This is a genomic window from Bacillus sp. Marseille-Q1617, from assembly GCF_903645295.1.
Lineage (GTDB): Bacteria > Bacillota > Bacilli > Bacillales > Bacillaceae_B > Rossellomorea.
Window position 1 is genome coordinate 1,036,627 of record NZ_CAHJXM010000001.1, and the last position, 26,279, is coordinate 1,062,905.

The 26,279-nt window shown below is 43.3% G+C and carries 22 protein-coding genes and 2 riboswitches; of the genes, 14 read left to right on the top strand and 8 right to left on the bottom strand.

What is annotated here, in order from left to right; all coding sequences use genetic code 11:
- Positions 1-95: 95 nt before the first annotated feature.
- The 7 genes from HWX64_RS05120 (at position 96) to HWX64_RS05150 (ending at position 8,670) form a co-directional block, all read left to right on the top strand.
- Complete coding sequence (locus HWX64_RS05120; protein WP_175987853.1) at positions 96-1,706, top strand: sensor histidine kinase; 1,611 nt, start codon at positions 96-98, stop codon at positions 1,704-1,706.
- A complete protein-coding gene (locus tag HWX64_RS05125; protein WP_175987855.1) occupies positions 1,699-2,394 on the top strand; it encodes a response regulator in 696 nt (231 codons plus the stop codon). Before HWX64_RS05120 ends, HWX64_RS05125 begins: the two co-directional genes overlap by 8 nt.
- Before the next feature lie 273 nt (positions 2,395-2,667).
- Positions 2,668-3,645 carry a tripartite tricarboxylate transporter substrate binding protein gene (locus HWX64_RS05130; RefSeq protein WP_175987857.1) on the top strand — a complete coding sequence of 326 codons (978 nt, stop codon included), beginning with the start codon at positions 2,668-2,670 and terminating at the stop codon, positions 3,643-3,645.
- Between the two features lie 79 nt (positions 3,646-3,724).
- On the top strand, positions 3,725-4,171 hold the full coding sequence (locus HWX64_RS05135; protein WP_175987859.1) for a tripartite tricarboxylate transporter TctB family protein: 447 nt from the start codon (positions 3,725-3,727) through the stop codon (positions 4,169-4,171).
- A 12-nt stretch (positions 4,172-4,183) separates the two neighbouring features.
- Positions 4,184-5,698, top strand: a complete 1,515-nt coding sequence (locus HWX64_RS05140; protein WP_175987861.1) for a tripartite tricarboxylate transporter permease — start codon at positions 4,184-4,186, stop codon at positions 5,696-5,698.
- Positions 5,699-5,717: 19 nt separating this feature from the next.
- The gene (gene tcuA / locus HWX64_RS05145) at positions 5,718-7,232 is read left to right on the top strand and encodes an FAD-dependent tricarballylate dehydrogenase TcuA (protein ID WP_175987863.1); all 1,515 of its coding nucleotides are present in this window, start codon (positions 5,718-5,720) and stop codon (positions 7,230-7,232) included.
- Between the two features lie 79 nt (positions 7,233-7,311).
- Complete coding sequence (locus HWX64_RS05150) at positions 7,312-8,670, top strand: SLC13 family permease (protein ID WP_175987865.1); 1,359 nt, start codon at positions 7,312-7,314, stop codon at positions 8,668-8,670.
- 82 nt (positions 8,671-8,752) lie between these two features.
- On the opposite strand, the gene HWX64_RS05155 is transcribed toward HWX64_RS05150, so the two are convergent.
- The gene (locus tag HWX64_RS05155; RefSeq protein ID WP_175987867.1) at positions 8,753-9,226 is read right to left on the bottom strand and encodes an acyl-CoA thioesterase; all 474 of its coding nucleotides are present in this window, start codon (positions 9,224-9,226) and stop codon (positions 8,753-8,755) included.
- Positions 9,227-9,369: 143 nt separating this feature from the next.
- A riboswitch (cobalamin riboswitch) is annotated at positions 9,370-9,567 on the bottom strand.
- A gap of 196 nt (positions 9,568-9,763) precedes the next feature.
- Here HWX64_RS05155 and HWX64_RS05160 point away from each other — a divergent pair.
- From HWX64_RS05160 to HWX64_RS05170, 3 genes are all read left to right on the top strand, one after another.
- Positions 9,764-11,278, top strand: coding sequence for a flotillin family protein (locus HWX64_RS05160; protein WP_175989648.1), 1,515 nt, complete (start codon positions 9,764-9,766; stop codon positions 11,276-11,278).
- Between the two features lie 270 nt (positions 11,279-11,548).
- A complete protein-coding gene (locus HWX64_RS05165; RefSeq protein WP_175987869.1) occupies positions 11,549-12,340 on the top strand; it encodes a DUF4397 domain-containing protein in 792 nt (263 codons plus the stop codon).
- Positions 12,340-12,972, top strand: coding sequence for a class F sortase (locus HWX64_RS05170; protein WP_175987871.1), 633 nt, complete (start codon positions 12,340-12,342; stop codon positions 12,970-12,972). The genes HWX64_RS05165 and HWX64_RS05170 overlap by 1 nt, the downstream gene beginning before the upstream one ends.
- Positions 12,973-13,137: 165 nt before the next feature.
- Here the strand turns inward: HWX64_RS05170 and ade are convergent, their stop codons facing one another.
- Positions 13,138-14,880, bottom strand: a complete 1,743-nt coding sequence (gene ade / locus HWX64_RS05175; RefSeq protein WP_175987873.1) for an adenine deaminase — start codon at positions 14,878-14,880, stop codon at positions 13,138-13,140.
- 142 nt (positions 14,881-15,022) lie between these two features.
- Positions 15,023-15,124, bottom strand: a riboswitch (purine riboswitch).
- A 266-nt stretch (positions 15,125-15,390) separates the two neighbouring features.
- Here ade and HWX64_RS05180 point away from each other — a divergent pair.
- Positions 15,391-16,779, top strand: a complete 1,389-nt coding sequence (locus HWX64_RS05180) for a bifunctional UDP-sugar hydrolase/5'-nucleotidase (RefSeq protein WP_175987875.1) — start codon at positions 15,391-15,393, stop codon at positions 16,777-16,779.
- A gap of 301 nt (positions 16,780-17,080) precedes the next feature.
- Complete coding sequence (locus HWX64_RS05185; protein WP_175987877.1) at positions 17,081-18,046, top strand: alpha/beta hydrolase; 966 nt, start codon at positions 17,081-17,083, stop codon at positions 18,044-18,046.
- Positions 18,047-18,092: 46 nt separating this feature from the next.
- Here the strand turns inward: HWX64_RS05185 and HWX64_RS05190 are convergent, their stop codons facing one another.
- On the bottom strand, positions 18,093-18,356 hold the full coding sequence (locus tag HWX64_RS05190) for a hypothetical protein (protein ID WP_175987879.1): 264 nt from the start codon (positions 18,354-18,356) through the stop codon (positions 18,093-18,095).
- Between the two features lie 218 nt (positions 18,357-18,574).
- On the opposite strand from HWX64_RS05190, the gene HWX64_RS05195 reads away from it, so the two are divergent.
- Together HWX64_RS05195 and HWX64_RS05200 are read left to right on the top strand one after the other, a co-directional pair.
- Entirely contained in the window at positions 18,575-19,972 is a 1,398-nt protein-coding gene (locus HWX64_RS05195; RefSeq protein WP_175987881.1) for an FAD-binding oxidoreductase, read from the top strand.
- Positions 19,969-20,952: a bile acid:sodium symporter family protein gene (locus HWX64_RS05200; RefSeq protein ID WP_175987883.1), complete on the top strand. Its 984-nt coding sequence runs from the start codon at positions 19,969-19,971 to the stop codon at positions 20,950-20,952. Before HWX64_RS05195 ends, HWX64_RS05200 begins: the two co-directional genes overlap by 4 nt.
- Before the next feature lie 38 nt (positions 20,953-20,990).
- Here HWX64_RS05200 and HWX64_RS05205 read toward each other — a convergent pair whose 3' ends face one another.
- The 5 genes from HWX64_RS05205 to HWX64_RS05225 all read right to left on the bottom strand — a co-directional run bounded on the left by HWX64_RS05205 (position 20,991) and on the right by HWX64_RS05225 (position 26,272).
- Positions 20,991-22,304 (bottom strand): short-chain fatty acid transporter, encoded by a 1,314-nt coding sequence (locus HWX64_RS05205; RefSeq protein ID WP_175989649.1) that lies wholly within the window; start codon positions 22,302-22,304, stop codon positions 20,991-20,993.
- Between the two features lie 151 nt (positions 22,305-22,455).
- A complete protein-coding gene (locus HWX64_RS05210; protein ID WP_175987885.1) occupies positions 22,456-23,463 on the bottom strand; it encodes an iron ABC transporter permease in 1,008 nt (335 codons plus the stop codon).
- Entirely contained in the window at positions 23,460-24,470 is a 1,011-nt protein-coding gene (locus HWX64_RS05215) for an iron ABC transporter permease (RefSeq protein WP_175987887.1), read from the bottom strand. The genes HWX64_RS05210 and HWX64_RS05215 overlap by 4 nt, the downstream gene beginning before the upstream one ends.
- A 73-nt stretch (positions 24,471-24,543) precedes the next feature.
- Positions 24,544-25,476 carry an iron-hydroxamate ABC transporter substrate-binding protein gene (locus tag HWX64_RS05220; RefSeq protein WP_175987890.1) on the bottom strand — a complete coding sequence of 311 codons (933 nt, stop codon included), beginning with the start codon at positions 25,474-25,476 and terminating at the stop codon, positions 24,544-24,546.
- On the bottom strand, positions 25,427-26,272 hold the full coding sequence (locus tag HWX64_RS05225) for an ABC transporter ATP-binding protein (protein WP_175987892.1): 846 nt from the start codon (positions 26,270-26,272) through the stop codon (positions 25,427-25,429). Before HWX64_RS05225 ends, HWX64_RS05220 begins: the two co-directional genes overlap by 50 nt.
- Positions 26,273-26,279: the final 7 nt, after the last annotated feature.

Below are 26,279 nucleotides of genomic sequence, written 5' to 3' on the forward strand. Positions count from 1 at the left end.
CATAATTATTGGAAGATAACAAAGGATGAAGATTTTTATCTCGATATTATGATATATTTATATAATAGAAAATTCAGTATATTAGGAGTATTAGGATGAAAAGACTTCTAGAGGTACCACTCCAAGTTAAAATACTCGGGCTGGTCATTTCACTATTACTGATCGTAATAGGATTGCTTACTTGGATGTTTGCATATAGGGAATCCCAGGAAGACGTGGAGCAAGCCGAAAACTTGGCCCTGCAAACCGCAAAGACACTTTCTTATATGCCAGTCATTCAGGATTCTTTTCGGGAAAATGAGCCTGTAGAAGACTTAAGTGCGGTTACTGAACAAATTCGCGATCAGGTGGAAGCATCAGCTATCCTGATTGAAAACAGAGAAGGACAGATTTATAGTTTCGTTGGACAAGGAAGCGGTAGTAATGACCATGATGAACGTTACAGGGCACTTGTATTCGGAAGTAATAATCTTATCCATGCCGGAGAGGGAAACAGCGAGGTACTAAAAGGGATAGTACCCGTGATGATTCGTTATGATGAGTACAAAAAAGTGGAAGGCACCGTGACTGTAGAATTTGATATGAAGACCATCCGGAACAAGATTGGATATGAAATCCGAACGATGCTTGCTTTATCCGGAGTTGTGCTGATTCTGGGTGTTTTCGGCAGCTTTTTATTAGCGAGAAGTATCCGTAAAGACACATTTGGCTTGGAACCTTATCAGATAAGTGCGCTGTTTAGAGAAAGAAATGCGGTTCTTCAATCTGTCAGAGAAGGGATTTTGGCAATTGATCAACAGGGAAGCATTACAATGATGAATCAATCTGCACGTGAATTGCTGGATACGAACGAAGCAGTTGAAGGAAAAATGGTTACCGAGGTTATTTCTTCTAAAGCAATGTCAGAAATGCTCAATACTTCTCTTGAGGTTTCTAATATCGAAGTTCAATATAAAGAAAAGACGATGATCGTAAATGCACAACCACTTATGGAAAATAGGATGAAGGTTGGTACGGTTTTCAGTTTCAGAGACCGGACAGAAATAAAAAAAATGGTGGATGCTCTTTCTGAAGTACAAAAGTATTCTCAGGACTTAAGGGCCCAAACACATGAATTTAAAAACAAACTATATGTTCTTCTTGGATTGATCCAACTGGACAAGTATGAAGAGGCGATTTCATTCATCAAAGAAGAATCTGATTTGCAAGAGTACCAATCCACTATATTTTTTCAAAGTATTTTGGATGAGAAGGTTCAAGCCATACTATTAGGGAAAATTGCAAAAGCATCAGAAAAGAAAATAGATTTTCAGATAGATGGTGAAAGTTCGCTTGCTCTTCTTCCTGAATTTATTGGATTTTCACCTTTAATCATCATATTGGGAAATTTGATCGACAATGCATTCGAAGCGGTAATGGATCAAAAGGTTAAGTGCGTTTCTTTTTTCGTTACAGATATTGGAAACGATATCATCTTCGAAGTAGCGGACAACGGAAAAGGAATATCGGGAGTTGAAGAACACATGATCCTGAAAAAAGGAATCTCATCAAAAGGTGAAAATCGTGGTTATGGACTTGCAAATGTAAAAGAAGAACTATCATTACTTGGGGGAACGATCGAATGGAATTCCCAAAAAGACAAGGGGACAGTCTTTACCGTAATCTTACCGAAATCAAACGTACAAAAGGGGAATAGGTATGATTAAAGTTGTAATAGCGGAAGATGATTTTCGTGTAGCACAAATACATGAGGGGTTTCTGGCGAAAAATCAGGAGATGGAACTAGTGGGTAAGGCGATGAATGCTAAAGAAACCTTGGATATCCTGCGTGAAAATTGTGTGGATTTACTTTTACTGGATGTATATATGCCTGACCAGCTTGGGACGGAATTACTGCATCGGATCAGAGCTGATTTTCCTTCTATCGACATCATGATGATTACTGCTGCAAAAGAAAAAACATTTTTAGAAAAAGCACTTCGATATGGAGTCGAACAGTACTTAATTAAACCGGTTACGTTGGAGAAATTTCAAGAAGCAATGAAAGCATATGTTCAAAAAAAAGTAACGCTTAATTCTGCCGCAGAGGTAAACCAACAAATACTGGACCAATTCTTTGGTGGTGAAAAAGCAAAGAAAGCTGCTGAAAAAAGAAACAATCTACCCCCGGGGATAGATTATTTAACTCTTGATAAAGTGACTCACATCCTGCAAGAAGAAAAAGAAGGAATAACCTCAGAAAGAGTTGGCGAAAAGATGGGGGCATCCCGGACAACCGCCCGTAGATATCTTGAATATTTAGTGGGAACAAAGGATGCCTCTGTCGAACATGTTTACGGAATAGTCGGTCGCCCTGAAAGAAGATATCGATTGAGGAATGATAGGATAGTTTGATCGGTTCAATCATAAATCAAGGTCTGGCACAGGTTAAAGGCAATTTCCTTTAATCAAATGTGGCAGGCCTTGTTTGTTTAATAGGGGAGGCCGTAATGTAGATGTGTTATGAACAAAATGAACAAAATACCCATAAATTTTTAAAAACACAATATTTTGAAAACGTTTACACAAGGACGTTTGGAAACTAGGATTAAATTAACGTATTTCACCTTTTTGACATGGGGATGATCCGGGTGAGTACAAACAAATAAAAAGGGGTGCAGGAAAAATATGAAAAAGTATGGATTATTAATGATTATCTGTGTAATGGCTTTGATGACTGCCTGCTCAAGCTCGGCTTCAGGAGGGAAGGAGTTTCCGTCGAAGAATATTGAAATCATTGCTCCAGCCTCTCCAGGCGGAGGATGGGATTTAACAGCTCGTTCCGTCCAAAAGGTTTTACGTGACAATGACATTGTGGATAAAAACATCAATGTCATTAACAAACCGGGCGGCGGCGGCGAAGCGGGATGGAAATATCTCGAAACAAAAGACGCTCATTATCTGGCAATCAACTCAAGTTTAGTACTAACGAATAAATTACTGGGACAAAGTGATCTGTCTCATGAACAATTCACGCCGATTGCTACGCTGGCAACAGAATGGCAGGCGCTGGCAGTCCCGGTTGATTCAAAATATGAAACGGCATCAGATTTATTGGATCAGATGAAAAAAGATCCGAAATCTATCAAAATCGGGGTGGGTCCAGGACTCGGAAACGATGACCATCTATCATTAGTACAAGCTGCAAGTGAAAAGGGAATTGATCCTACTAAACTGGACTTTTTAGTATATGAAGGCGGGGGAGATGTAGTAACTGCATTGCTTGGAGGACACGTCGATGCTGTCACCACTTCTCTCTCTGAAGTGAAAGAGCAGCATTTAGCAGGGAAACTAAAGATATTGGCGGTTTCTTCTGAGAAGCGATTAGAAGGACTTGATGATGTTCCTACTTGGACTGAAGAAGGTGTCGACATGGTCTTCCCACATTGGAGAGGCATCATGGGACCTCCAGATATGACGGAAGAAGAAGTGGCATATTGGGATGAAAAAATCGGAAAAATGGTGAAAACAGATGAATGGAAGAAAATGCTCGAAAACAATGACTGGGATGATTTTTACAAGGACAGTAAAGAAACAAAGCAATTCATGAAGGAACAAGAAGAATTATATACGGAACTTGTCAACAGCTCAGGGTTGACGAATTAATATCATACAGGATTAGAAATTCGGGAAGAAGACTGGCTTAGTCTTCTCCCGCCTTACGTTAGACAGGAGGCTGAAATGAATGAGAGCAATCAAACTGGGGATGCCGATCTTTTTAATTCTATTAAGCTTCTCTTTTTTAGTAGGTTCCATGAATTTGCCTAAGGCAAATCTGGGGAACCCAAACGGTCCGCTATATTTTCCAATTGGCTTAAGTGTGTTTATGCTGATATTCAGCATCTTCTATTTCTATCAGGAGTGGAGAAGTTTACATGTCCATAATGAGGAAGTCAGGCTGTTACTGAAAGGCAGGACACCTAGATTGATCGGGCTGACAGTTTTATATGGAGGTATCTACGCATTCATATTTGAACGGATAGGGTTCTTGTTTTCTACGATTTTATTCCTGGCAGCTTTATTATTCACGGTAAATGGCAGGAAAATTGTCGTGAATCTGGCTGTAGCAATAGGTTTTTCCTTTTTATCATGGTATGCATTCAGCGTTTTATTAGGAGTCAGTCTTCCTTAGGAGGTGAGCTAAATGGATTTAAGCAACTTCATGCAAGGTTTAACAACTGCTTTAGAACCTATAAATATTATGTGGGTGGTAATCGGAGGATTTCTTGGGACGATAGTCGGTATGCTGCCTGGGCTGGGTCCTGCAACTGCGGTAGCTGTATTAATCCCGATCACATTTGGTATGGAGCCCGTCAGTGCAATTATTTTGATGGCAGCCATCTATTATGGCGCTATGTACGGCGGGTCGAGGAGCTCGATACTATTAAATACCCCGGGTGATGGTTCGGCGATAGCCGCTACATTTGATGGTTATCCAATGGCACAGAAAGGTCAGGCAGGACAGGCGATGGCCATCTCGGCAGTTGCCTCGTTCATTGGAGGGATAATGGCTGTAATCGGGTTTATTTTTCTTGCTGAGCCGCTGGCCAGTTTTGCATTGAAATTTGGTCCTGCGGAATACTTTTTGTTGATGCTGTTGACTCTCTCAGCCATTGTTGCTCTATCGGTGGGTAAAATGGTCAAAGGCTTTATTGCCATGTTTCTTGGGTTGATGCTCAGTACCATTGGTATTGACACTCAAAGCGGAGTCTACCGTTTCACTTTCGGAAGTTCTCATCTAAGTGAAGGAATCGATTTTTTAATCGTCATTATCGGTGTTTACGCAGTAGGGGAAGTGCTTTATAACTATTTGACGATTGATCAAGTGAAAAAAGAAAAAAAGAAAGTCGGCAAGATCTGGTTTACAAAGTCGCAGTGGAGACGCTCATTATGGCCGATTCTAAGAAGTGGCCCGCTGGGATTCGTGGTGGGAGTCCTGCCGGGTGCCGGGGGCTCGATTGCTTCTATGATCAGTTATTCGACAGAAAAACAAATCTCCAAAAAGCCGGAGGAATTCGGTAAGGGTGCAGTGGAAGGGCTGGCGGCGCCGGAATCCGCAAATAATGCTGCTTCAGTAGGTGCAATGATCCCGTTATTAACAATGGGCATTCCCGGGTCCGGGACTACAGCCGTTATGCTCGGAGCCCTTGTCATGCTGGGTATGAAGCCAGGTCCTTTACTATTTGAAAATGATCCCAATACGGTGTGGACATTGATCAATAGTATGTTCATTGGAAATATTGCGTTAGTTATCATAAATATCTTGCTGGTTGGTCTACTAGTTAAGATTCTTGATACGCCAGCGAAAGTTTTATATCCGGTTATTGTAATCCTTGCTTTTATCGGAACCTACACACTCAGTTACAGTGCAGTGGACTTCTTTCTGTTATTAATTTTCGGTGTATTCGGTTTATTCATGAAGGTGATGGACTTTCCGATTGCTCCGCTTGTACTGGCATTGATTGTCGGAGCTGATATGGAACAGAACTTTAGAATGGCAGTACTCTCATCGAATGGAAGTCTGGGTATCTTCTTTGATACACCAATAGCAATTGGTTTAACTGTATTAACTCTTTTATCTCTTTTCTATCCATTGCTTATTAAGGCTCTTAAAAAGAGGGGAAGGGATCCTGTTAATCCAATATCAAAAGATATGTAGTGAATAGGAGGACTTATAGATGGCAAACCAAAGATCCTATAATTTAGTTGTCGTTGGGGCAGGTAACGCAGCTTTATGTGCTGCCATTTCAGCCCGTGAAGAAGGGGCGGAAGTGTTGGTTCTTGAAAAAGGTCCGAAGCATAAAAGAGGCGGGAATTCATTCTTTACCGATGGGGCCATCAGGGTAGCGTATCACAATCTGGATGATATCCGTAAAGTTGTAACAGATCTCTCGGATGAGGAAGCAGAAGTTATCGTCATGCCGGATTACAACGAAGATGATTATTATCAAGATATCATGCGCGTGACGAAAGGAGAAAGTCAGCCTGACCTGGCAAAACAACTGGTGGATCGTTCATTTGAGACGCTGGTTTGGATGAAAGGGCATGGAGTGAAATTTGAACTTAACTATGATAATCAGTCCTATGAAAAGGATGGCAAGCGGCAATTCTGGGGAGGACTGCCGGTTAAGACCGAAAATAAAGGTATAGGCTTGATGAAGCAGCTTTTTTCCCGTGCAGAGGAGCTGGGGATTGATATCTGGTATGAGACCGCTGCAGTTGAGCTATTAAAAAAAGGTGAAAAAATAAGCGGTGTCGTCGTCCAGCAGGGTGAAAATAGGATGACAGTAGAATCAACCGGGGTTGTTTTGGCATGCGGTAGTTTTGAAGGAAATAAAAAGCTTCGAAGTGAGTATATCGGCAAAGAATGGGAAGCGGCAATTGTTCGAGGCACCGAATATAACACAGGTGACGGGATTTCTATGGCCATGGCTGCAGGAGCAGAGAAGTTTGGTGAATATTCCGGGTGTCACTCAATTGGAACGGATTATCATGCACCAAAAGTCGGGGACTTCAATAAGCCGGGAGATATCTTTAAAAAACATTCCTATCCCCTTAGTATCATGTTAAATAATGAAGGAAAACGGTTTGTAGATGAAGGCGCCGACTTCCGTAATTATACGTACGCTAAGTACGGACGGGAAATATTGAAACAGCCTGGTCATGTGGCTTATCAGATTTATGATTCCCAAGTACGGCCGCTTCTCAGAAAGGAATATGATTTGGAAGAAGCAACTTATTATAAAGGTGAGACTCTGGATGAACTAGTTAATCAGCTGTCAGTGAACAAACAACAATTTTTGCAGACAATAGAAGATTATAATGCAGCCGTACAAGATGGGGATTACAACCCCACAGAGAAAGACGGAAAGAAGACAGTGGGATTAACACCTGAAAAGACGAACTGGGCATTGAAGATTGAGGAAGGACCTTTCTATGCTTTCCCGGTAACTTGCGGTATTACGTTTTCATTTGGCGGGCTCCGAGTTAATTCATCAGGAGAAGTATTAAATAAAGACGATAAACCATTGTCCGGGCTGTTCGCTGCAGGGGAGATGGTTGGTGGAATCTTTTATCATAATTACCCCGGAGGCTCTGGATTGATGTCAGGTGCTGTGTATGGAAAATTAGCAGGTTCGACTGCTGCACGTTATGCAATGAGCAATAAGCAGGATTCAAAGATCATTCATTGACCTTCATTGGTTTGAAAGAAAGAAAGTCACCTGTTATTCGGTGACTTTTTCCTTTGATTGAGGAATGGGAGTAATGGAAATGAAAAAAAAGCTGTTATTGGCTATAACACTACTTATATACGGATTGTTTTTTATACCGTTTTTCGATTGGGATGATAAATGGAAGGCAATCGCTGCCCTCATCATTATCCAGGTATTATGGATTGGAAAAGTCTTTCCACTTGCTTTCAGTTCACTGCTGCTGATTTTACTTCTCTCGTTTCACTTTTTCAGTTATGAACAAACATTGAGTTATTTTAGCTCAGGTATCGTTTGGCTCTTGTTTTCAACATTTATCATATCAACGGCGTTTATTAATACCGGTCTTGCAAGCAGGGTTTCCCTTTATATGTTGAGGCTCTCCAGGGGTTCCGGGAAGGCCATGATTTTCATCTCTTTTTTACTCATGGTTGTACTGTCTATCCTCATTCCTTCTAATGTCGGGAAAGGCAGCCTATTATCCTCTGTTCTGGATAGTTTAATGAAAAGTTTAAGAAAGATTGGGAATGTCGGTTTTTTAGGCAAATCACTGTTTATCGGGGTAGCCTACCTTGCTGCCATTTCAGGTGCTTTTGTTGCGACGGGAGCCAGTTCCACTATATATGCATTCGGAATTATGAGTGATGTTTCTGATTTGAATTACTTAAAGTGGTTCGAATTATTTGGGTTTCCTGTTTTATTGTTTATTTTCATCCTATGGGGTATATTTTTAGTTATTTTCCCTCCTGAAAAGATAGACCGCAAGCTATTATTATCGTTAATTGAGGATAAAATAGATGAGTTGGGTCCTGTTAGCATCAATGAAAAGAAAATTATCTGTATAATCGGAGGAACCTTGATATTATGGATTGCGCAGCCTTTACACGGCTACTCAATTCCTCAAATCGGCCTGCTGGGTGCTTGCTTTACCTTGCTTCCTTTTGCAGGGGTATGGAAATGGCATGAGGCAAGAAAATCAATAGATTGGGACTTGATGCTCTTTTTTGCTTCTACACTGATGGTATCAGGGATGTTAATCAGAACAGATACGATTGATTGGATGGCTGTCGGTTTAAATCGTATCCTTGACGGTCATCCACCTTGGGTTGTGATACTTCTCTTGGTTTTATGCACAAGTTTGGTCCGAATTGTCTTTGTGAATATTTTAGGTTTTTTGACAATCATGCTCCCCCTTAGTATTACGATTGGAAACACGATACCGGAATTATCGCCTATGCAAATTGCCATGCCGGTGTTTCTTGCATGCGTACCGGGCTTTTTTCTTGTTACGCAATCGCCTGTACACTTGATTAGCTATACGTATGGCTATTTTACAGATAAGGACTTATTGCGAGTAGGTCTGGCAGCATCCGTTTCATGGATAGCAGTTATTATAGGCTCAGTATTTTTTTATTGGTAGGACAATAAAAAGGTATCAAATACACTTCTTTACTTTCACAAAATTAAAAAGGTATGAACAGTTGCCTGTTCATACCCCCTTCCTATTTAATCAGCGCCCGATTCTTCCGATGCACTTTCCGCAGAACCGCCGTGTTGAATAATCTCTTTTCTTCTTCCGTTTCCGGAATCACTTTGGGTACTGGCTTTGGCTTCCCGTCTTCATCCACTGCAACCATGGTAAGGAATGATTCTGTCGTCAAAGTCTTGATACCCGTCAGTAGATTGGTAGAGTACACTTTCACATACACCTCCATGGAAGTCCTGCCCGTGGAAGTGACAATCGCTTCGAGGCTCAGCGCGTCCCCGACAGTTGCAGAAGAAAGAAAATCAACTGAATCGATCGAAGCGGTGACCACCACCGAACTGGAATGTTTCATGGCTGAAAGAGCAGCGATTTCATCGATGAAAGCTAATACCTTTCCACCGAAGATTGTTTGCATGTGATTGGTGTCAGGCGGCAATACCAATTTTGTCTGGATCGTACGTGAGCGTTCAACTGGATAAGCTTGTTCCATCTTCTCATCTCCTCATAAGCTTGAAATAAAAAATGCATCTCCTTTAATAGAAGATGCAGCTATTCCAAGCGAACAATCAGGATCCAATGAAACCTCGTTTGTCGTCTCATAAAGCGCAACACCCTCCTATCTCCCGTAGGAACTCTGTGTTCTTCCCGATTGGCAGGTCTCCTGGCTCAGCTTCGTCGACTTCTTATCCCTTCCCGTTCCCCCCGGGGAAACAGTGGGCTTCATAAGAATTCTCAGCCTTACAGTGGCGGGACCGCGCTGGATTTTCACCAGCTTCCCTTTTAAGAAGAGAGTCAACCGACATCCTCTTCACCAATGAGCAATAATGAAATTGTGAACGCTTTTATTCTACCATATTCGACGTCTCTCGGACTCTACTATGTCAATAAAAAGGAAAAAACCTGATGTTTTCCCATTTTTATGAAACCTTTAAAGGCTGTTATCCGTAGATAGTCATATCACCATTATAAAAGCAGAAAAACTTTACTGCTTAAATAACATAACAGGGGGTAGGTAAGTATGGGTTCATTGACTGCTATTGGAGTGATCATGTTCCTAATTCCTGTATTGATCGTAGCAGCAATTGCGGGAATCGCGTATTATTTTTGGATGAGATTCCGCTACCGCACGGCAAGGTCGAATCAGGCTTTGATCATCACGGGTCCGAAACTCGGGGATCCAGAGAAAGAGACGAATATTTTCACCGACCAGGAAGGACGTTCCATGAAGATCATCAGGGGTGGAGGTTATCGTCTGAGACGATTCCAAACGTCAACGCCCGTTAATCTGACTTCTTTCCAATTGAAGCTGTCGACTCCGCGTGTCTATACAAACGGCGGGGTGCCGATCGTGGCTGATGCGGTCGCGATGGTCAAGGTGGCTGACACGTTAAACGGGATTGCCAATTATGCGGAGCAGTTCCTTGGTAAAGACCAAAAAGAGATTGAAGATGAAATCATTGAGGTATTAGGAAGTAATCTGCGTGCCATTTTATCAAAAATGACCGTGGAGGACATCAACAGCAATCGGGAGAAGTTCAACGCCGACGTATCGGAGATCGCGCAGAAGCAGCTGGATCTTATGGGCTTCAAAATTACTTCCCTCGGCTTGACGGATATCCGTGATGCTGATGAAGAGAATGGATACTTAAAGAACCTTGGACGTCCCCGCATCGCGGAAGTCCGCAAGCAGGCAGAAATCGCCGAGGCTAACACTGAACGTGAGACGCGGATTCACCGTGCTCAGACGGATCAGGAAGCGAAGGAAGAAGAGTATAAGCGTCAAATTTCCATCGCCGAGTCCAAAAAGGAAAAGGACATCAAGGATGCAGCCTTCAAAGAAGAAACAGAGCGTGCGCGGGCGAAATCAGAGCAATCGTACGAATTGGAAAAAGCAAAGCTGTCCAAAGAAGTAAAAGAAGAAGAATTGACGCTTCAATTCCTTGAGCGCGAACGGGCAGTTAAGCTCGAGGCTGAAGAATCGAAAGTGCGTCAAACGAAAGCGGACGCGGAATATTATGAGACGACTCGTAAAGCAGAAGCAGAGGCGCGAAAAGCGGAAATCGACGGGGAAGCGAAAGCGAAGATCCGCCGTGAAGAAGGATCTGCCGAAGCAGATGTCATCAGACAGCGCGGTAAAGCAGAAGCAGAAGCGCGTAAACTGCTTGCTGAAGCAATGGAAAAACACGGTGACGTCATCATAACGGAAAAACTGATCGAAATGCTGCCTGTATTTGCCGAAAAGATTGCACAGCCGTTAAACAATATCGATTCTGTGAAAATCATTGATTCCGGCAATGGTCAGGGTGTTCCGTCATTCGGGAAGAGTATTACCAGAACGATGCTGGATATGCAGGAACCATTGAAGGAAATGACCGGGATAGACGTGGGTGAATTGTTACGGTCATATGCTGACAGGAAGCCACACTATCAGCCTGTCATTTCCCAAGCCGGGGAAAGGGAAAGCGCAGCAGGAAAAAACATGTCAGAGGCAGACAGTCAAGATGATACAAATGAAGATAATGAAAATCAAAATCAGAAGTAAGCTATGGGGTCACTCTTCAAATTTGAAGGGTGGCTCTTTTTTTAAAGCACATAAGTTATGGGGTGTTTAAAGTATCAATGTAACACCAACGATCTTATCAAATGTAAGCTGAATATTTGTCGAATTCCTGTTATATCAAAGGTGGTGCAAGGTGGTTTTCTCCAATGTGCTGAAATGACAGTTTAATAGTTGAACAATCTGTTTAATAATTGTACAGTATATTTACAAGGATGTTACAAAACTTGTACAAAACGAAAGGGAGTGGAAAAGATGAAAAAGATTTTCTCGATTTTTGTTACTGCGATTTTGATGATGTCACTGGCCGGCGGTGCGTTTGCTGCTGAAAATGATGCAATGGTGCGCGTTGTACATGCTTCTCCTGATGCACCGGCTGTAGACGTATATGTCGATGATAAAGCGGTTGTAGAAGGGGCCGAGTTCAAAGCGGCAACAGATTACATGAACCTGCCTGCCGGAGAACATAAGGTGGACATTTATGCTGCCGGAACAATGGGAAGTGAAGAACCGGTCATCTCTAAAACCCTGACAGTTGAAGCGGGGATGGGTTATACAGTCGCAGCAGCTAATACTCTCGACAATTTAGAGCTTGTGGTTGCAGAAGATTCAATGGAAGTCACAGAAGGAATGACGAAGGTCCGTGTAGGACACCTTTCCCCTGATGCACCAACTGTTGATGTGGGGCCAATTGGAGGAGATGCATTATTCTCAGGAGCTGAGTTTAAAGCAATCACAGATTACAAAGAGCTGGATCCAGGCACATATGACCTGGAAATCAGAACTCCTCAGGGTGAACAAGTATTAGATCTTTCTGGAACGATGTTAGAGGAAAATACAGTGTACAGCGTATTTGCCATTAATACAGCTGATCAATTGGAAGTACTTGTGTTGAAAGACTACACACTCATGCCGGGAAGCATGCCTGAAACAGGAATGGGAGGAACTGCTGAAGAAACCGCTTCTACACTTCCTATCATTCTGGCATCTGCTGTATTCGGCGGAGCAGCTCTTCTATTTGTCGCTCGCCGGAAGCTTGTGAAGTAATGAGGCTTCGTGTAATTGGAATTTTGTTGACGGCTCTTCTTGCAGGTTGTTCTGCAGAGGAGCCTCAACGGGTTCAACAAAAGGCGGAACAATCAAAGCCCCTTGAACACCCTGTACAAGTTAAACCTTCAAAAACGGTTGAAAATTCAAATGCAGTAATGGAAGAAGAGGCAGGTATCCATCCATCTGTCTTATCAATCCCTGCCCTGGATCTCGAAGCACCGGTTAAAGAATTCGGCCTGGACGAAGAAGGGAATATGGAGCTCCCTGAAAACGGGGAGGATGTAGCGTGGTTTGAACCAGGTTCTGAGCCTGGTGATGCGGGAAATGCGGTACTTGCAGGCCACGTGGATGACGAAAAAGCTCCGGCAATCTTTTTTAGGTTGAAGGAACTGGAGATAGGCGATGAAATCTATCTTTATGATAAGAACGGAGAACGGCTTACGTTTGTCGTAAGAGACAAAGTTGCCTATCAAAAAGATGACGCACCCCTTAGAAAAATATTCGGCCCAACCGATAAACGCATGTTGAATCTTATCACTTGCACGGGTTATTTTGATCGGGACATACGCAATTATGTAGAAAGACTTGTCGTATACACTGAACTGACAGAAGAGCCAAATGAATCATAAAGAGTTTTTTGTTCCCTTCATGGAATGAAAGCTCTTTTTTGTTGAGACCAGCTTTGTACAGGAATGACAAAAATGAACAGCAAAGTTCCTGTAATAAAAAATGCCGGCACCTCATATAGCGAGGCACCGGCGGTTATCCAAATGGGTCTATTCAAAAAGCTGAAACTATTCTGCTTCTACTGAAATATGCTGAAAGCTCTCTACATCAAATAGGCCAAGATCAGTGATTTTTAAAGAAGGAATAACAGGCAAAGTCAGAAAAGACAACGTGAGAAAAGGATTGAAACTTCCTGTGAATCCTACTTCCGATAAAGCGTATTTTATCTTCACCAGCCCGTTGTATACGGCACTGGATTCTTCATTTGAAAGTAATCCGGCGATGGGAAGCGAAAGCGAAGTAATCGCTTTTCCATTTTTAATTACCACGAGCCCTCCATTGATATCTTTCAAAGAATTTACAGCTTTTAAGATATCTCCATCATTGGTCCCCACAGCAACAATATTATGTGAGTCGTGAGCTACGGTAGTGGCAATGGCTCCGTCCTTTATTCCAAAACCTTTCACGACTCCTTTTCCAATATTGCCGGTTTTCTTATGCCTTTCCACCACACATATTTTAAGTTGATCGTTTGAAACAGATGGAGAAAAGTATCCCTCATTTACATCAACTTTCTCAATACATTTCGTAGTACGCAGCTGATTCGGTATGATTGCAATTATGTGGGCTTTATCAGTATGTTTTATCGGGATTTCAAGCTCTTTTTTTGTCATTACTGGTATGTTTACTGTGTCTGTGAGTGAAGTGTCGGCTGCAGCCCCCGGAATGGCTTCCCCGACATACTTTCCGGACTTTGCAACAAGTTTCCCCTTTTTATAAACATCAGATATGTTAATAGAGTTCAGATCATCCAAAAACAGAAGGTCGGCATCGTATCCTGGGGCAACCGCTCCTTTATTTGACAAACCGTAGCATTCTGCAGCATTGATTGTAGCCATCCCGATGGCAATCAGTGGGTCAAGCCCCTCCTTAATCGCCAGGCGTACATTGTGGTCGATGCTGCCCTCGCCGATTAAATCATCAAGATGTTTATCATCTGTACAAAATAAACACCGGCGGGCATTTCTTTCTGTCACGACCGTTATGAGTGACTTTAAGTCTTTGGCAACAGAACCTTCGCGGATCAAAAGATACATTCCCCTTTTCAGGCGTTCTTTTGCTTCTGAAGGAGTATGGCATTCATGATCTGTCGTAATGCCGGCTGATTTATACATGTTGACTGCATCCGGACCCAATCCAGCCAAATGTCCGTCAATCCTGGCCTTATGCCGAGAAGCGGCAGCAATTTTATCAATGATTGAATCATTCGCGTTTTGAAGGGACGGGAAATCCATTACCTCTGCCAATCCCAATACACGTTTATGCGAATAAAAGGGATCCAGATCATTTGCGGTCAGCACCGCTCCTGAATTCTCAAAGGGTGTCGCAGGGACGGAGGATGGAAGCATGAAGAAAACATCCAATGGGACATCCTTTGAGTTTTCCAACATAAATTCAATCCCTTTTCTGCCGGCTACATTCGCGATTTCATGCGGGTCTGTTATAACTGTCGTCACTCCGTGGGGGACGACCACTTTACAGAACTCGACCGGGGTCACCATTGATGATTCGATATGAACGTGACCGTCAATAAAGGAGGGACTAATATAGCGTTTCTCCGCATCAATCACTTGCTTCCCTTCATATTCCCCAATCCCGACAATGATACCGCCAGATATGGCAATGTCCTCTTCGAGTATTTCCTGATTAAAAACATCTATGATTTTCCCGTTTTTTATCACGATATCTGCCGGCATTTCGTGATTCGCGACAGCTATTTGTTTCTTTAAAGAATTTTTATCGAGTTGCATACTTTTCCTCCTTCATTAGTACGAGTGCCATGGGAAGGGACGCATTCTTGTGCAGACCTCCCGATATGAGAGCAAAATAAAAACCCTTGATATACCAAGGGTCTGACATTGAAGAGGAATAGTAAACGTGAAAAGGGCATAAAGCACCTCTTTTCCCTCTCGTAGTCAAACCATTTACGGCAGTTTGGTAGAAACTTATGGACCATATCTCCAAGATTATACGAGTGAAGCAAAGTGTTTAGTTATAAATATTAGATAACATTTTATACGCTGGAGTCCAAAACTGTCAATGTTGGTTTATAGGCAAGAATAGACTAATTAACACAATGCTGGTTGTAACTCTTTTAACTCTTTTGCTGATTGAAGCAGCGGATGCAGGCGATGTTGAGAAGGTAAAAAAACAGGTTATGATCAAAGTTTAATTTTTCCAAAAAAATCCTTTAATTCCTTCTGTCATTCCTTTACTATTATGGTAGAGAGTTTTCTGAAAAAGAGGTGATGGGGGTAACTATGAAACTGAAAATAATCCATACGAATGACTTGCACAGTCACTTTGATGCATTTTCTCAAGTGGTAACATTGATCAAGGAATATAAAGACGAAGATACTTTAGTTCTTGATGGAGGCGATTTTGCAGATTTCAAGAGCATAGAGCTGCAGGGCACAAGAGGCATGGCAGCCATTGAGCTTTTGGAGTATGCCGGGTATGATGCGTTGACCATCGGAAACAATGAAATGTTCAATGGGGTTGATACTCTTGAGCACATGGCATCGAACAGCCCTGTTCCATTCATCAGTAATAATCTCCTTAAAAGAGACAGAACTAAAATCGATGGAGTATGTTCGAGCATCATCCTTGAGAAAAAAGGTCTCCGCATCCTCATTACGGGTGCATCTCCCGATATGCAGGATTTCAGTGATGGTCTGGGTGTACATATGACCGATTATAAAAAAGCAATTGAAGAAGAACTCGTAAGATATGAAGGGAATTATGACGTATGTATTCTTCTCAACCACCTCGGGACGTTTGTGGATGAAGTTCTGGTCGATGGATTAGAAGGCGTTGATATCATTCTATCCGCCCATGATCATAAAGTCTATCCACAGGCAAAAGTGGTGCACAATGCGATTATGAACAGTGCAGGCTGTTATGGAGAATATGTCGGTATGATTGAAATAGATGTAAGTGATACGGGGGTGAAACTGCTCACCTCCCAAAATACAGTCACAAAAGATGCTGCCCGGGACGAAGGAGTCCTGTTCATTTTAAATAAAAATAAAGAAAAAGCGATAGAAGTCTTAAGCAAGCCGCTTTACACGCTCGAAAAACCACTTTGGCATGATGTGATGGAGGAGAATCCTTTAACCAATTTAATTGCTGATGGTGTTAAGGATATGCTGCATTGTGATATCGGGCTGATGAATAGCGGAATTGCGAATGCGGGGATCTTCGGGTACGTATCGAATAAGAAATTGATTGAGGTTTGTCCTTCACCTTTGAATCCCACTTCATTCGAGATTCAAGGAAAAGATTTGCGGGAGGCGTTTGAGCAATCGCTGGATGCTGATGTATGCCTGAATGAGGGGAAGGGACCTGGATTCCGGGGAAGATTCGTCGGACGCCTGCATGTGTCTGGTGCTGAAATCGTTCATGATGGTAAAAAGGTCCGCGAAGTTTTCATTGCAGGGGAGCCTCTGGATGATGAGAAGTGGTATACAGTAGCATCTTCTGACTATTTGCAGCGCGGATCCGGTTATCCATCCCTTGCCAACAATCGCAATGAAAAATATCTGGCAGAAGAAATCAAGGATGTAATCAGGATTTATGGGAAAAGAAGCGATTTCCTTGAAAAGGCTGATGAAGGTCGTTGGAAAGAGAAGCTTGATGTGAATGTATAAAATGGGAGGACAATACAATTCTTAAAAGAAAGGATGAACACACGTGGATACTGGTATAATATTTGCTTTTTCCATTGCCGTTGGTTCACTGGGTGTAGCGCTCAGTGCCTTATCGATTGCAGGCAAACTTGAAAAAAGGGTAAAGGAATTAGAGAAAAAATAATGTGTTACGAAAAGCGCCCAGAGTTTCTGGGTGCTTTTCTTATTATCAGGCAGTTCCCTGAAACTTACAGGTTTCTAGTGAAAAACTACGGGGTATCATTTTATAGAATACAAGTATAGTAGTAAAGGAGAAACCTATATGATAAAACGCATCGGCTTAACGTTAAGCTGGCTTCTCATAATAACGGTTATCGTCCTTTTCGGTGCAGCAAATTATATATACAACGTGGCCATCAACCGCAATGATGAGGCAATCAGGCTTTACGGGTCTGAGGAAGCGGTTAAAGCGGTGAGTGCGCTGGAAGAAGAACAGAAAAGATTGCAGGAACTGAGGAGCTGGACGGAGAGACAGGATTTTGAAGAGATCGAGATACAAAGTGATGATGGGCTGACCCTTAGTGCACGATATTTGAAAAATGATGCACCAAATGGGAAAACGGTCATTTTAGCTCACGGGTATAAAGGGAATAATGAGCAGCTGCCAGAAGTAACAAGATACTATTATGAGAAAGGATTTAACATTTTAAAGCCAGACGCCAGGGGACACGGTAAGAGTGAAGGGGAATATATCGGCTATGGCTGGCACGATCGCAATGATTTACGAAAGTGGATTGATTATTTAGTAGAAGATGAGGATGAGAGATTTATCTTTCTTCATGGGTTTTCAATGGGGGCATCCACTGTTTTGATGGCAAGCGGCGAGGAGCTTCCAAGAGAGGTGAGAGGAGTCATTGCTGACAGCGGATATACATCAGTGAAAGAAGAATTGGATCATCAGCTAAAGTATCTTTATGATCTGCCTTCTTTTCCATTGATGGATGTCACAAGTATGGTCACTAAAGTACGGGCTGGTTTTTCATTTGATGAAGCATCAGCACTCAATCAAGTAAAGAAAAAGAGAAATGATTTGCCGCTCTTTATCATCCATGGTGATAAGGACGAACTCGTCCCTTCGGAAATGGCTTCGCGATTATATGAAAATGCGTCCGGGGAGAAAAAATTATGGATCATTCCAGACGTTGGTCATACGGAAGGCTTTTTGGAGGAGGAGGAAGAATACCGGGTAAGATTGACTGGATTTATCGAGGAAGCCATGCAGCGATAAAAGGAAGAAAGGACAAGGAATTCACATATTCCTTGTCCTTTTATTGTTACTTTTTGTTTGGATATCCGCTTGAGTCGGGCGAGACCATTCCCCCTGCACCTGTGGAATTGACATCTGGATCTGCACCTTTTGGCTGATCCGGCATGGAAGAATGCATTTTATCGTAAGAAGAGTCTGTTGACTCCATATCCTCACTCAAAGAAACCAATTTGAGTTCCGAGCCTTCGAGTTTGTTTTTGACTTGTTCCTTCGCTTCATCAGCAGTTAAAGAGTCCGGTGAATACTCAAGTGTAAGGGTTAATGTTTTCATGGTCATTTCCTCCCTTTAATTATTAGTAATTAATGGTGTGTTTCCCGTGAAGCGATTCTTTCAAACCGGAGAAATGTAAAAATGCATTCTGTTTTAGGGTTAAATCATTAATCGTAAAGGCAAATGAGAGTATAAAAATAACTTTAATACTATTGAAAAATTCAGATTATTATGTATAATTTCATTCATTATAGTTTTTTCAAGAGGAGGAGAAATGGATGACAGTGAAAGAGAGAGGACTGCTTCATGAATTAAAAGAATTGCTGAAAAGTCATCAAGTGACAACGAATGAAACGGTCCTGGAACAGCATGGCAGGGATGAATCCTATCATCATCCAGGTTCTCCCGAAATAGTCGTGTTTCCTGAGAATGCGCAGCAAGTAAGTGAAATCGTTAAACTTGCAGGCGTGCATAACACTCCCATCATCCCGTTTGGTTTAGGGACAAGTCTAGAGGGACATGTGATTCCTTATGAAAAAGGGATCAGCATTGATTTTTCACAAATGAATAAGATTCTGGAAGTAAGAGAAAAGGATTTCCTGGTCAGAGTGCAGCCGGGAGTGACCCGGTCCCAGCTTAATAAGGAATTAAAGAAATTCGGCTTATTTTTCTCGGTGGACCCTGGAGCAGACGCGACTTTAGGAGGGATGGCCGCCACGAATGCGAGCGGTACGACATCCGTCAAATATGGTGTCATGCGAGACCAGGTCAGGGATATCGAAGTCGTGCTTGCATCGGGTGATATCATCCATACAGGGAACCTTGCCCAAAAATCCTCGTCAGGCTATAACCTGAACCATTTATTTGTAGGATCGGAAGGGACCCTTGGATGCTTTACTGAATTGACATTGAGAGTTTATGGAATCCCTGAACACATCTTGGCTGCCAGGGCCTCCTTCCCGCATATTGATGAAACGGTGGAAGCAGTTGTATCCATTCTGCAGGCAGGGATCCCCGTTGCGAGGGTGGAACTGGTCGATGAGGCTTCGATGAGGCAGGTGAATAGGTTCAGCGATACAAATTACATAGAAAAGCCGACTTTGTTTCTCGAGTTTCACGGAAACGAAGCAGGGCTGAAGCAGGATGTGGCATTCATGCAGGAAATCGTTTCAGACCATGGATGTGAGGAGGTTCATTTCGAGGAAGACCAGGCAGCAAGGAATAAGCTGTGGGATGCCCGTCATAATCTTGCGTATGCATATGTCCACGGCAATCCTGGTAAAAAGATGATGGTAACAGATGTGTGCGTACCCATATCAGAATTATCCGGGGCAATCAAATCCGCCCGCGAAAAGCTTGAAGAGCTGAATCTGACGGGAGGGATCCTCGGCCATGTCGGAGATGGGAATTATCATGCTCTCGTGATGCTCGACCTAAACGACCCGGAAGAAGTCAAAAAAGCGGAAGCATTCAATGAACAAATCGTTGAATATGCCCTTGAGAGAAACGGGACGTGTACCGGGGAGCATGGGGTAGGAGCAGGGAAAATGAAATATCAGCAAAGGGAACATGGAAGTGCACTGGAGGTCATGAAGAGCATAAAGGCTGCCCTTGACCCATCGGGGCTTTTAAACCCCAATAAACTGATCCATACAACGAAGGAGGTAAAGGGATGAGACTACTAGAAACCATCAGTCATCTGGCAGGAAAGTATTTCGCCGTCTGGGTCATTCTTGTGGCTGCGGTCGCTTATTTTGTTCCTGCACCGTTTTTACCGTTGGGAGGCTATATCACGATCCTTCTCGGCGTAGTCATGTTCGGGATGGGCCTGACGCTCCAGCCGGTTGATTTCAAACTTGTTCTTCAAAAACCGCTCCCTGTCATCACAGGGGTCCTTGCGCAATTCCTCATCATGCCGCTCGGGGCATTTGGTATTGCCTATGTAATCGGTCTGCCGAATGAGCTTGCTGCTGGATTGGTGCTGTTAGGTTCCGTGCCAGGCGGGACAGCGTCGAATGTCATGGTCTATTTGGCAAAAGGGAATCTGGCATTATCGGTTGCGATGACGTCGCTCTCCACACTGCTGGCTCCACTTGCCACTCCGCTCATTTTACTAGTGTTAGCAGGACAGTGGCTCCCGGTCGATCCATACGCCATGTTCCTGTCAATCGTACAAGTGATCATCATACCGATCACGCTCGGATTGATTATCAAAAAGATTCTCCCGGGAACCGTGGAAAAAAGTTTGAACGTCATCCCATTGATTTCGGTAACAGCGATCATCATTATCGTATCAGCCGTTGTTTCTGCCAATGTCGGGAATATAGCTTCGTCAGGCATCATGGTTTTCTCAGCAGTGATGCTTCATAATTTTCTTGGATTAGCGCTGGGGTATGGTACGGGTGTCCTGATGAAATTGGATGAAAGTAAACGGCGTGCCATTTCGATCGAAGTGGGTATGCAGAACTCGGGGCTTGGCGTAGCCCTGGCAACCGCTCATTTCGGTCCGCTCGCCGCACTCCCGAGCGTCATTGCAGCTGTCTGGCACAACATTTCTGGACCGATCATCGCAACTTTCTGGAGTAAAAAGACTGTAAAAGAGGATGAAATAGACGTGATGGAAAAAGGTCAAGAGCCTCATGCGTCTGTGAGATAAAACAAGGGTGGTACCGGATATCCCGGTACCACCCTTTTTTAATATAAGAAGAATAATAGTATGGTTGTAATCGCCCCTACCCATATGGCAAGTAAGAAGCAATAACCCATGATATGTCTGATATGAAGGCCGACAATACTCAGGATAGGAAGTGCCCAGAAAGGCTGGATGAGATTTGTCCACGCATCTCCCCATCCTACAGCCATGGCGATCGCTGCAGGATCTACTCCAAGTTTCATGCCTGCCGGAACTTGAAGAGGGCCTTGCAGTGCCCACTGTCCGCCTCCGGATGGAGCCAAAATATTCACAATCCCTGCTGACCAATACGTAAATACATCAAACGTTTCTTTATTAGCAATTGACGCCATTCCATCTATAATAGATTGACCCAGTCCGGAATTTGAAAGAACGGCAATGATTCCTGCATAAAATGGGAACTGCAGAATAATGGGGGATGTAGAACCTACCGCTTCTTTAAAAGCATTTCCGTATGAACCAAGAGAACGATGCAAGATAAGGCCTAGTGCAAGAAACAGTAGATTAATAATGTTTAAGTCTAAATCCCGTCCATTCATGAATTCATAGATTACATAAATCAATCCGAGAGCACCAGTAACTATACCCAAAACGGGTGTTTGTTCTAATTTTAACGCAGGTGTATCGGCTGCTTGTTGAGATGTTTCTTTTTTTATTGGGACTTCTTTTACTTGATAAGGTTTTATATTGGTTTTAGGGGCCATGAGACAAATGACAATCGGCATGGTAATGAATAATACTCCAAAAATAATCATAGTGGATGGGTGAAAGATCGTTTGCGAAGTCGGGATGATTCCCATTACATCAGCAAGAAAATGGTCTTTGGTTGCGACGGTCAATCCAATCGAGCTTGATAATCCTGCAGTGTAAAGAACTGTTGGTGAATAGGCAGCTGCAACTAAAAGGGGGAAATGGGCCTGTTGGTTGCGTTTTCCCACTTCACGGACGAAAATCGCTCCCACAACAACAGCAAGCCCCCAGTTAATATAATATGCTAAAGCTGAGACGACAAATGTAAGTACATATGCTTTTGAAGGAGTATCGGCGAGACCCGCGATTGATTCCAGCCCCCTTTTAACTACAGGCACTGCTGCTAACACCATTCCCGTTAATAACAGGAGGACCATCTGCATGGTGAATGTCAGGTAGACCCAAAATCCATCTCCGAATGATTTAACGAGCGTTATCGGTTCCTGGGGATTCATTACAAATCCGACTATGAAAACGAATAATGTAAGGAGAACTGCAATGACAAATGCATCCGGCAAGTAACGCTGGACTATTCTTGTGACTCGATCTGCAATTGAGGATAACATCATAACAACTCCTTTCAGTAGTTGTTACTAATATATTGGTACAGCTATGTTTTCATGTCCACATTCGTTGAAAAGGTGTGGGAGATAGAATTGCATGAAATAAAAAAACGCTGGCACGGCGGCCAGCGGAAAAGTCTTACACACAATCATTCTATTTCTTCAACAACAAATACATAAAGTAAGGCGCTCCTATCAATGCTATCATGATCCCGGCAGGAATCCCGTCCGGTTCCAATATGTTTCTGCCGATTGTATCGGCAAGCATCAAGAGCCAGCCGCCAAGTAGAATGGCAACAGGTATGAACATCTGGTTCCGGGGACCTACCAATGCTTTCGCCATATGAGGGGCCATCAGCCCGATAAAAGCAATCCCCCCTGTAACGGAGACAGCGGAAGCGGCCAAAGCCACTGCAACGATGAGCATAAGAAAACGTTCCCGATTGATGGAAATCCCGACCCCTACAGAGACAGGCTCACTCAATCCCAGCAGATTCAACATCTGAGATTTATAGAGGGTCAGCGGTATAAGGACGACAAGCCATGGGACAATCGCCCAGATGAATGGCCAGTCCGTTCCCCAGATGCTTCCTGCAAGCCATTTGGCAATGAAATCGACTTTTTGACGCTCTGCTGCAGAAATCAGGATGATCATAAGCCCTGAGAAAGCCATTGAGAAACCGACACCGACCAGCACCAGACGGACAGGCTGTATGCCGTTTCTTTTACTGTAAGAAAACAAGTAGATCAAGCATGCTGTGATCAGCGCCCCGACGAATGCAACGATCGGGAGCAGGTATGCAAAGGAGGCGGCATCAATTGGAAAAAATAAAAAGAAGATGGCAATCGATACCCCGGCTCCTGAATTGATGCCGATGATACCCGGGTCGGCTAAATCGTTACGGGTGATTCCCTGCAGGATCGAGCCGGATAAGGCAAGGGCCATACCGGCAAGAACGGTAATGATAATCCTCGGGAGTCTGATTGAAAATAGGATGAATTCATCTTTGAAGCTCCCATTCCCTAAAAGTGTGGGGATCAGCCTGTCGTAAGATACCGATGAATACCCGAATCCAATACTTACAAATGCAGTGATCAATATTAAAATCGACAGTAATAGAATGAGCAGTTTTTGTTTTTTTATCAAATCTGGATGTATCATTGGAAGCCTTTCCCTCCTTTATGAACGATGAACAGGAAGAAAGGCAATCCCATTATCGCAACGATTGCCGCCACAGGTGTTTCATAAGGGGCGTTAATGGTGCGGCCGAGCGTATCCGCCAGGAGCAGGAAGGAAGCTCCCAGCAGGGTGGAGACCGGTATAATGAAACGGTAGTCTGTACCAGTGATCACACGTACGATATGAGGAATCATCAGTCCGATGAAGACCATATTCCCTACCAAAGCAACGGCAGCACCTGCCAATAAAATAATGACGACGAAAAGAATCGTTTTGACGAAAGCCGTCCGCTGCCCCAATCCCACGGCAACTTCTTCATTCAGGCTGAGGATGGTAAGCTGCCTCGAAAGAAAGAGTGAAACAACAATCCCTGCTGCAATGAAAGGTGCGATCACTTGCAACTGCCCCCATGTAGTGCCGATCAAGCCGCCTGCAGTCCACATGGATACATCTTTTGAAATCTTAAATAAAAGTCCGGTTCCTTCAGCGATTGCAAATAAAAAAGCAGACACGGCAGCACCCGCCAATACAATCCGAAGAGGGGAGAAGCCACCTCTTTTCATGGAGCTGATTCCGAATACCATAAGAGCCCCGACCCCGGCGCCTGTAAAACAGGCAATCATGATACCAAGTGAATTCACTGAAGGGATGAAAGCAAGGGTGATGGCAAGAGCGGCATTCGCCCCGGCCGTCAATCCCAGCAGTCCAGGGTCGGCAAGCGGGTTTCTCGTCATTCCCTGCATGATGGCCCCTGAAACGGATAAGGCTGCGCCAACTAATATGGCAGCCACTGCTCGTGGTAAACGAATTTCCTGCAGAATGGTCACTTTTTCATTCGTATCGAAAGAAGAAAGAGCAAACCAAACGTCCTTAACAGTGGTATTTGCTGCGCCGAAAGTCATCGAAATAAAAAAGCATGCAGCAAAAATCACCATTGAAGCGATTAATTTTGTGATAAATGGAATATATCGTTGATTTTGAGTGGTCATTATCTATCATCATCTCTTTTTAGAAGTATAAAGGAAGAGGAATCCTTAAGTTAAGAATTCCCCTTGTAAAATATTAGTTTCCTAGAAATTTTTCTTTAAAGAAGTCAAGCTGATAATCCAGCGTGAGTGGATCGTTGAAATAGAATTCCATCATATTCACTTCGAATACCTGGTTGTTCTTAACGGCAGGGATGTTTTTATATGTTTCGGTTTCCATGAATGAATTGTCGGCTTTGGGATCTTTACTTACAATGACATAGTCACCTGCAAATTCAGGAAGAACTTCTGTGGAAAGGGCGAAGTACCCAGGTTCCAGCGCTTCCTCTTTCACTTTCTCTGGCATTTTCAAGTTCATTTCCTGATAGAGGATCTCTGTACCGCGTCCCCAGTTGTTTCCGTAAACGTAAAGCTGCTTGTTGAAGCTTTCAATGACTGAAACGGTAGTATCTTCACCGATTTTCGCTCTGATGTCATCGCCAGCCGTTTGGGCGCGCTTTTTGAAGTCATCTACCCATGCTTGAGCTTCTTTTTCTTTGTTTAATAGTTTCCCAATTTCGATATGCTGTGTGAGATAGTCTACTTTTCCATATGTAAAGGTAACAGTAGGGGCGATTTCATTTAATTTATCGACGTTTTTGATATTGGAAAGGCCGATGATCAAGTCTGGTTCAAGCTCAATGATTTTTTCAAGGCTTTCATCCGTTACTTCTTCAACTTCCTTCAAATCACCTTCCCAGCGGGGGTTCATTTTGGACCATGAATCAACACCGACTAGGTTAACATCAAGTGCCATTACATTTCCTGCAAAAGAGGAAAGGACGACTACACGCTGCGGGTCTGCAGGAACTTCAACAGGACCGTTTTCTGATTCGTATGTGATGGTCTCGGTTTTATTGTCTTTTTCCTTTGGCTCTTTTCCTTCTTCTTTCTCAGAAGTAGAGCCGCTGCCGCATGCACTAACCAATAGCACCAACAGCAGCGTAAGTGGAAGCATCCATTTTTTCATGTTGATCTTCTCCTTTTAGTAAATTGTAAGTGATACACATTGGCTTATTTGTTCGAGGGTCTCTTCCAATCGCAGCGTCAATTTGGAATACTTTCTTCAGGACGTCATGTGTGATGACTTCTTCGCAATCACCGGCCTTGACGATTTCTCCTTCTTTCAAGGCGACGATGTAGTCGGCGAAGCGTGCAGCCTGATTCAGGTCATGGAGAACCATGACAATCGTACGTTCCTGTTCGATGTTCAGTTTTTGAAGGAGTTCCAGTACTTCGAGCTGGTGGGCCATATCAAGATATGTAGTTGGTTCATCAAGGAAGATGATATCTGTTTCCTGTGCAAGAGCCATGGCAATCCACACACGTTGTCTCTGTCCTCCGGATAAAGCATCGACCTGACGGTACTTAAAGTCAGAAGTCCCTGTCACTTCAAGAGCCCAATTGATGACCTCATAATCTTTCTTTGACATGCGACCCATGCCCTTTTGATGAGGGAAGCGCCCGTAGGAAACCAATTCCCCGACCGTCAAACCGCTGGCACTTTCAGGGGTCTGAGGAAGAATCGCCATTTTCTTGGCTAATTCCTTCGTATTCCCCCTGGATATATTTTCACCATCTAAAAGCACACTTCCGGATTGATGGGAGATGATGCGGGTAATCGCTTTCAATAAAGTCGATTTTCCACAGCCGTTTGATCCGATGATGGTGGTGATTTTTTTATCAGGGATTTGAACGCTTAGATCTTTCACGATCAGGTGGTCACCGTAGCCAATGTTTAATTCATTTGTATATAGGCGAACCATGTTAAGC

Coding starts and splice junctions, on each gene's coding strand:
- HWX64_RS05120 (WP_175987853.1), top strand. CDS start 96: ATGAAAAGACTTCTAGAGGTACCACTCCAAGTTAAAATACTCGGGCTG.
- HWX64_RS05125 (WP_175987855.1), top strand. CDS start 1,699: ATGATTAAAGTTGTAATAGCGGAAGATGATTTTCGTGTAGCACAAATA.
- HWX64_RS05130 (WP_175987857.1), top strand. CDS start 2,668: ATGAAAAAGTATGGATTATTAATGATTATCTGTGTAATGGCTTTGATG.
- HWX64_RS05135 (WP_175987859.1), top strand. CDS start 3,725: ATGAGAGCAATCAAACTGGGGATGCCGATCTTTTTAATTCTATTAAGC.
- HWX64_RS05140 (WP_175987861.1), top strand. CDS start 4,184: ATGGATTTAAGCAACTTCATGCAAGGTTTAACAACTGCTTTAGAACCT.
- tcuA (WP_175987863.1), top strand. CDS start 5,718: ATGGCAAACCAAAGATCCTATAATTTAGTTGTCGTTGGGGCAGGTAAC.
- HWX64_RS05150 (WP_175987865.1), top strand. CDS start 7,312: ATGAAAAAAAAGCTGTTATTGGCTATAACACTACTTATATACGGATTG.
- HWX64_RS05155 (WP_175987867.1), bottom strand. CDS start 9,226: ATGGAACAAGCTTATCCAGTTGAACGCTCACGTACGATCCAGACAAAA.
- HWX64_RS05165 (WP_175987869.1), top strand. CDS start 11,549: ATGAAAAAGATTTTCTCGATTTTTGTTACTGCGATTTTGATGATGTCA.
- HWX64_RS05170 (WP_175987871.1), top strand. CDS start 12,340: ATGAGGCTTCGTGTAATTGGAATTTTGTTGACGGCTCTTCTTGCAGGT.
- ade (WP_175987873.1), bottom strand. CDS start 14,880: ATGCAACTCGATAAAAATTCTTTAAAGAAACAAATAGCTGTCGCGAAT.
- HWX64_RS05180 (WP_175987875.1), top strand. CDS start 15,391: ATGAAACTGAAAATAATCCATACGAATGACTTGCACAGTCACTTTGAT.
- HWX64_RS05185 (WP_175987877.1), top strand. CDS start 17,081: ATGATAAAACGCATCGGCTTAACGTTAAGCTGGCTTCTCATAATAACG.
- HWX64_RS05190 (WP_175987879.1), bottom strand. CDS start 18,356: ATGAAAACATTAACCCTTACACTTGAGTATTCACCGGACTCTTTAACT.
- HWX64_RS05195 (WP_175987881.1), top strand. CDS start 18,575: ATGACAGTGAAAGAGAGAGGACTGCTTCATGAATTAAAAGAATTGCTG.
- HWX64_RS05200 (WP_175987883.1), top strand. CDS start 19,969: ATGAGACTACTAGAAACCATCAGTCATCTGGCAGGAAAGTATTTCGCC.
- HWX64_RS05205 (WP_175989649.1), bottom strand. CDS start 22,304: ATGTTATCCTCAATTGCAGATCGAGTCACAAGAATAGTCCAGCGTTAC.
- HWX64_RS05210 (WP_175987885.1), bottom strand. CDS start 23,463: ATGATACATCCAGATTTGATAAAAAAACAAAAACTGCTCATTCTATTA.
- HWX64_RS05215 (WP_175987887.1), bottom strand. CDS start 24,470: ATGACCACTCAAAATCAACGATATATTCCATTTATCACAAAATTAATC.
- HWX64_RS05220 (WP_175987890.1), bottom strand. CDS start 25,476: ATGAAAAAATGGATGCTTCCACTTACGCTGCTGTTGGTGCTATTGGTT.
- HWX64_RS05225 (WP_175987892.1), bottom strand. CDS start 26,272: ATGGTTCGCCTATATACAAATGAATTAAACATTGGCTACGGTGACCAC.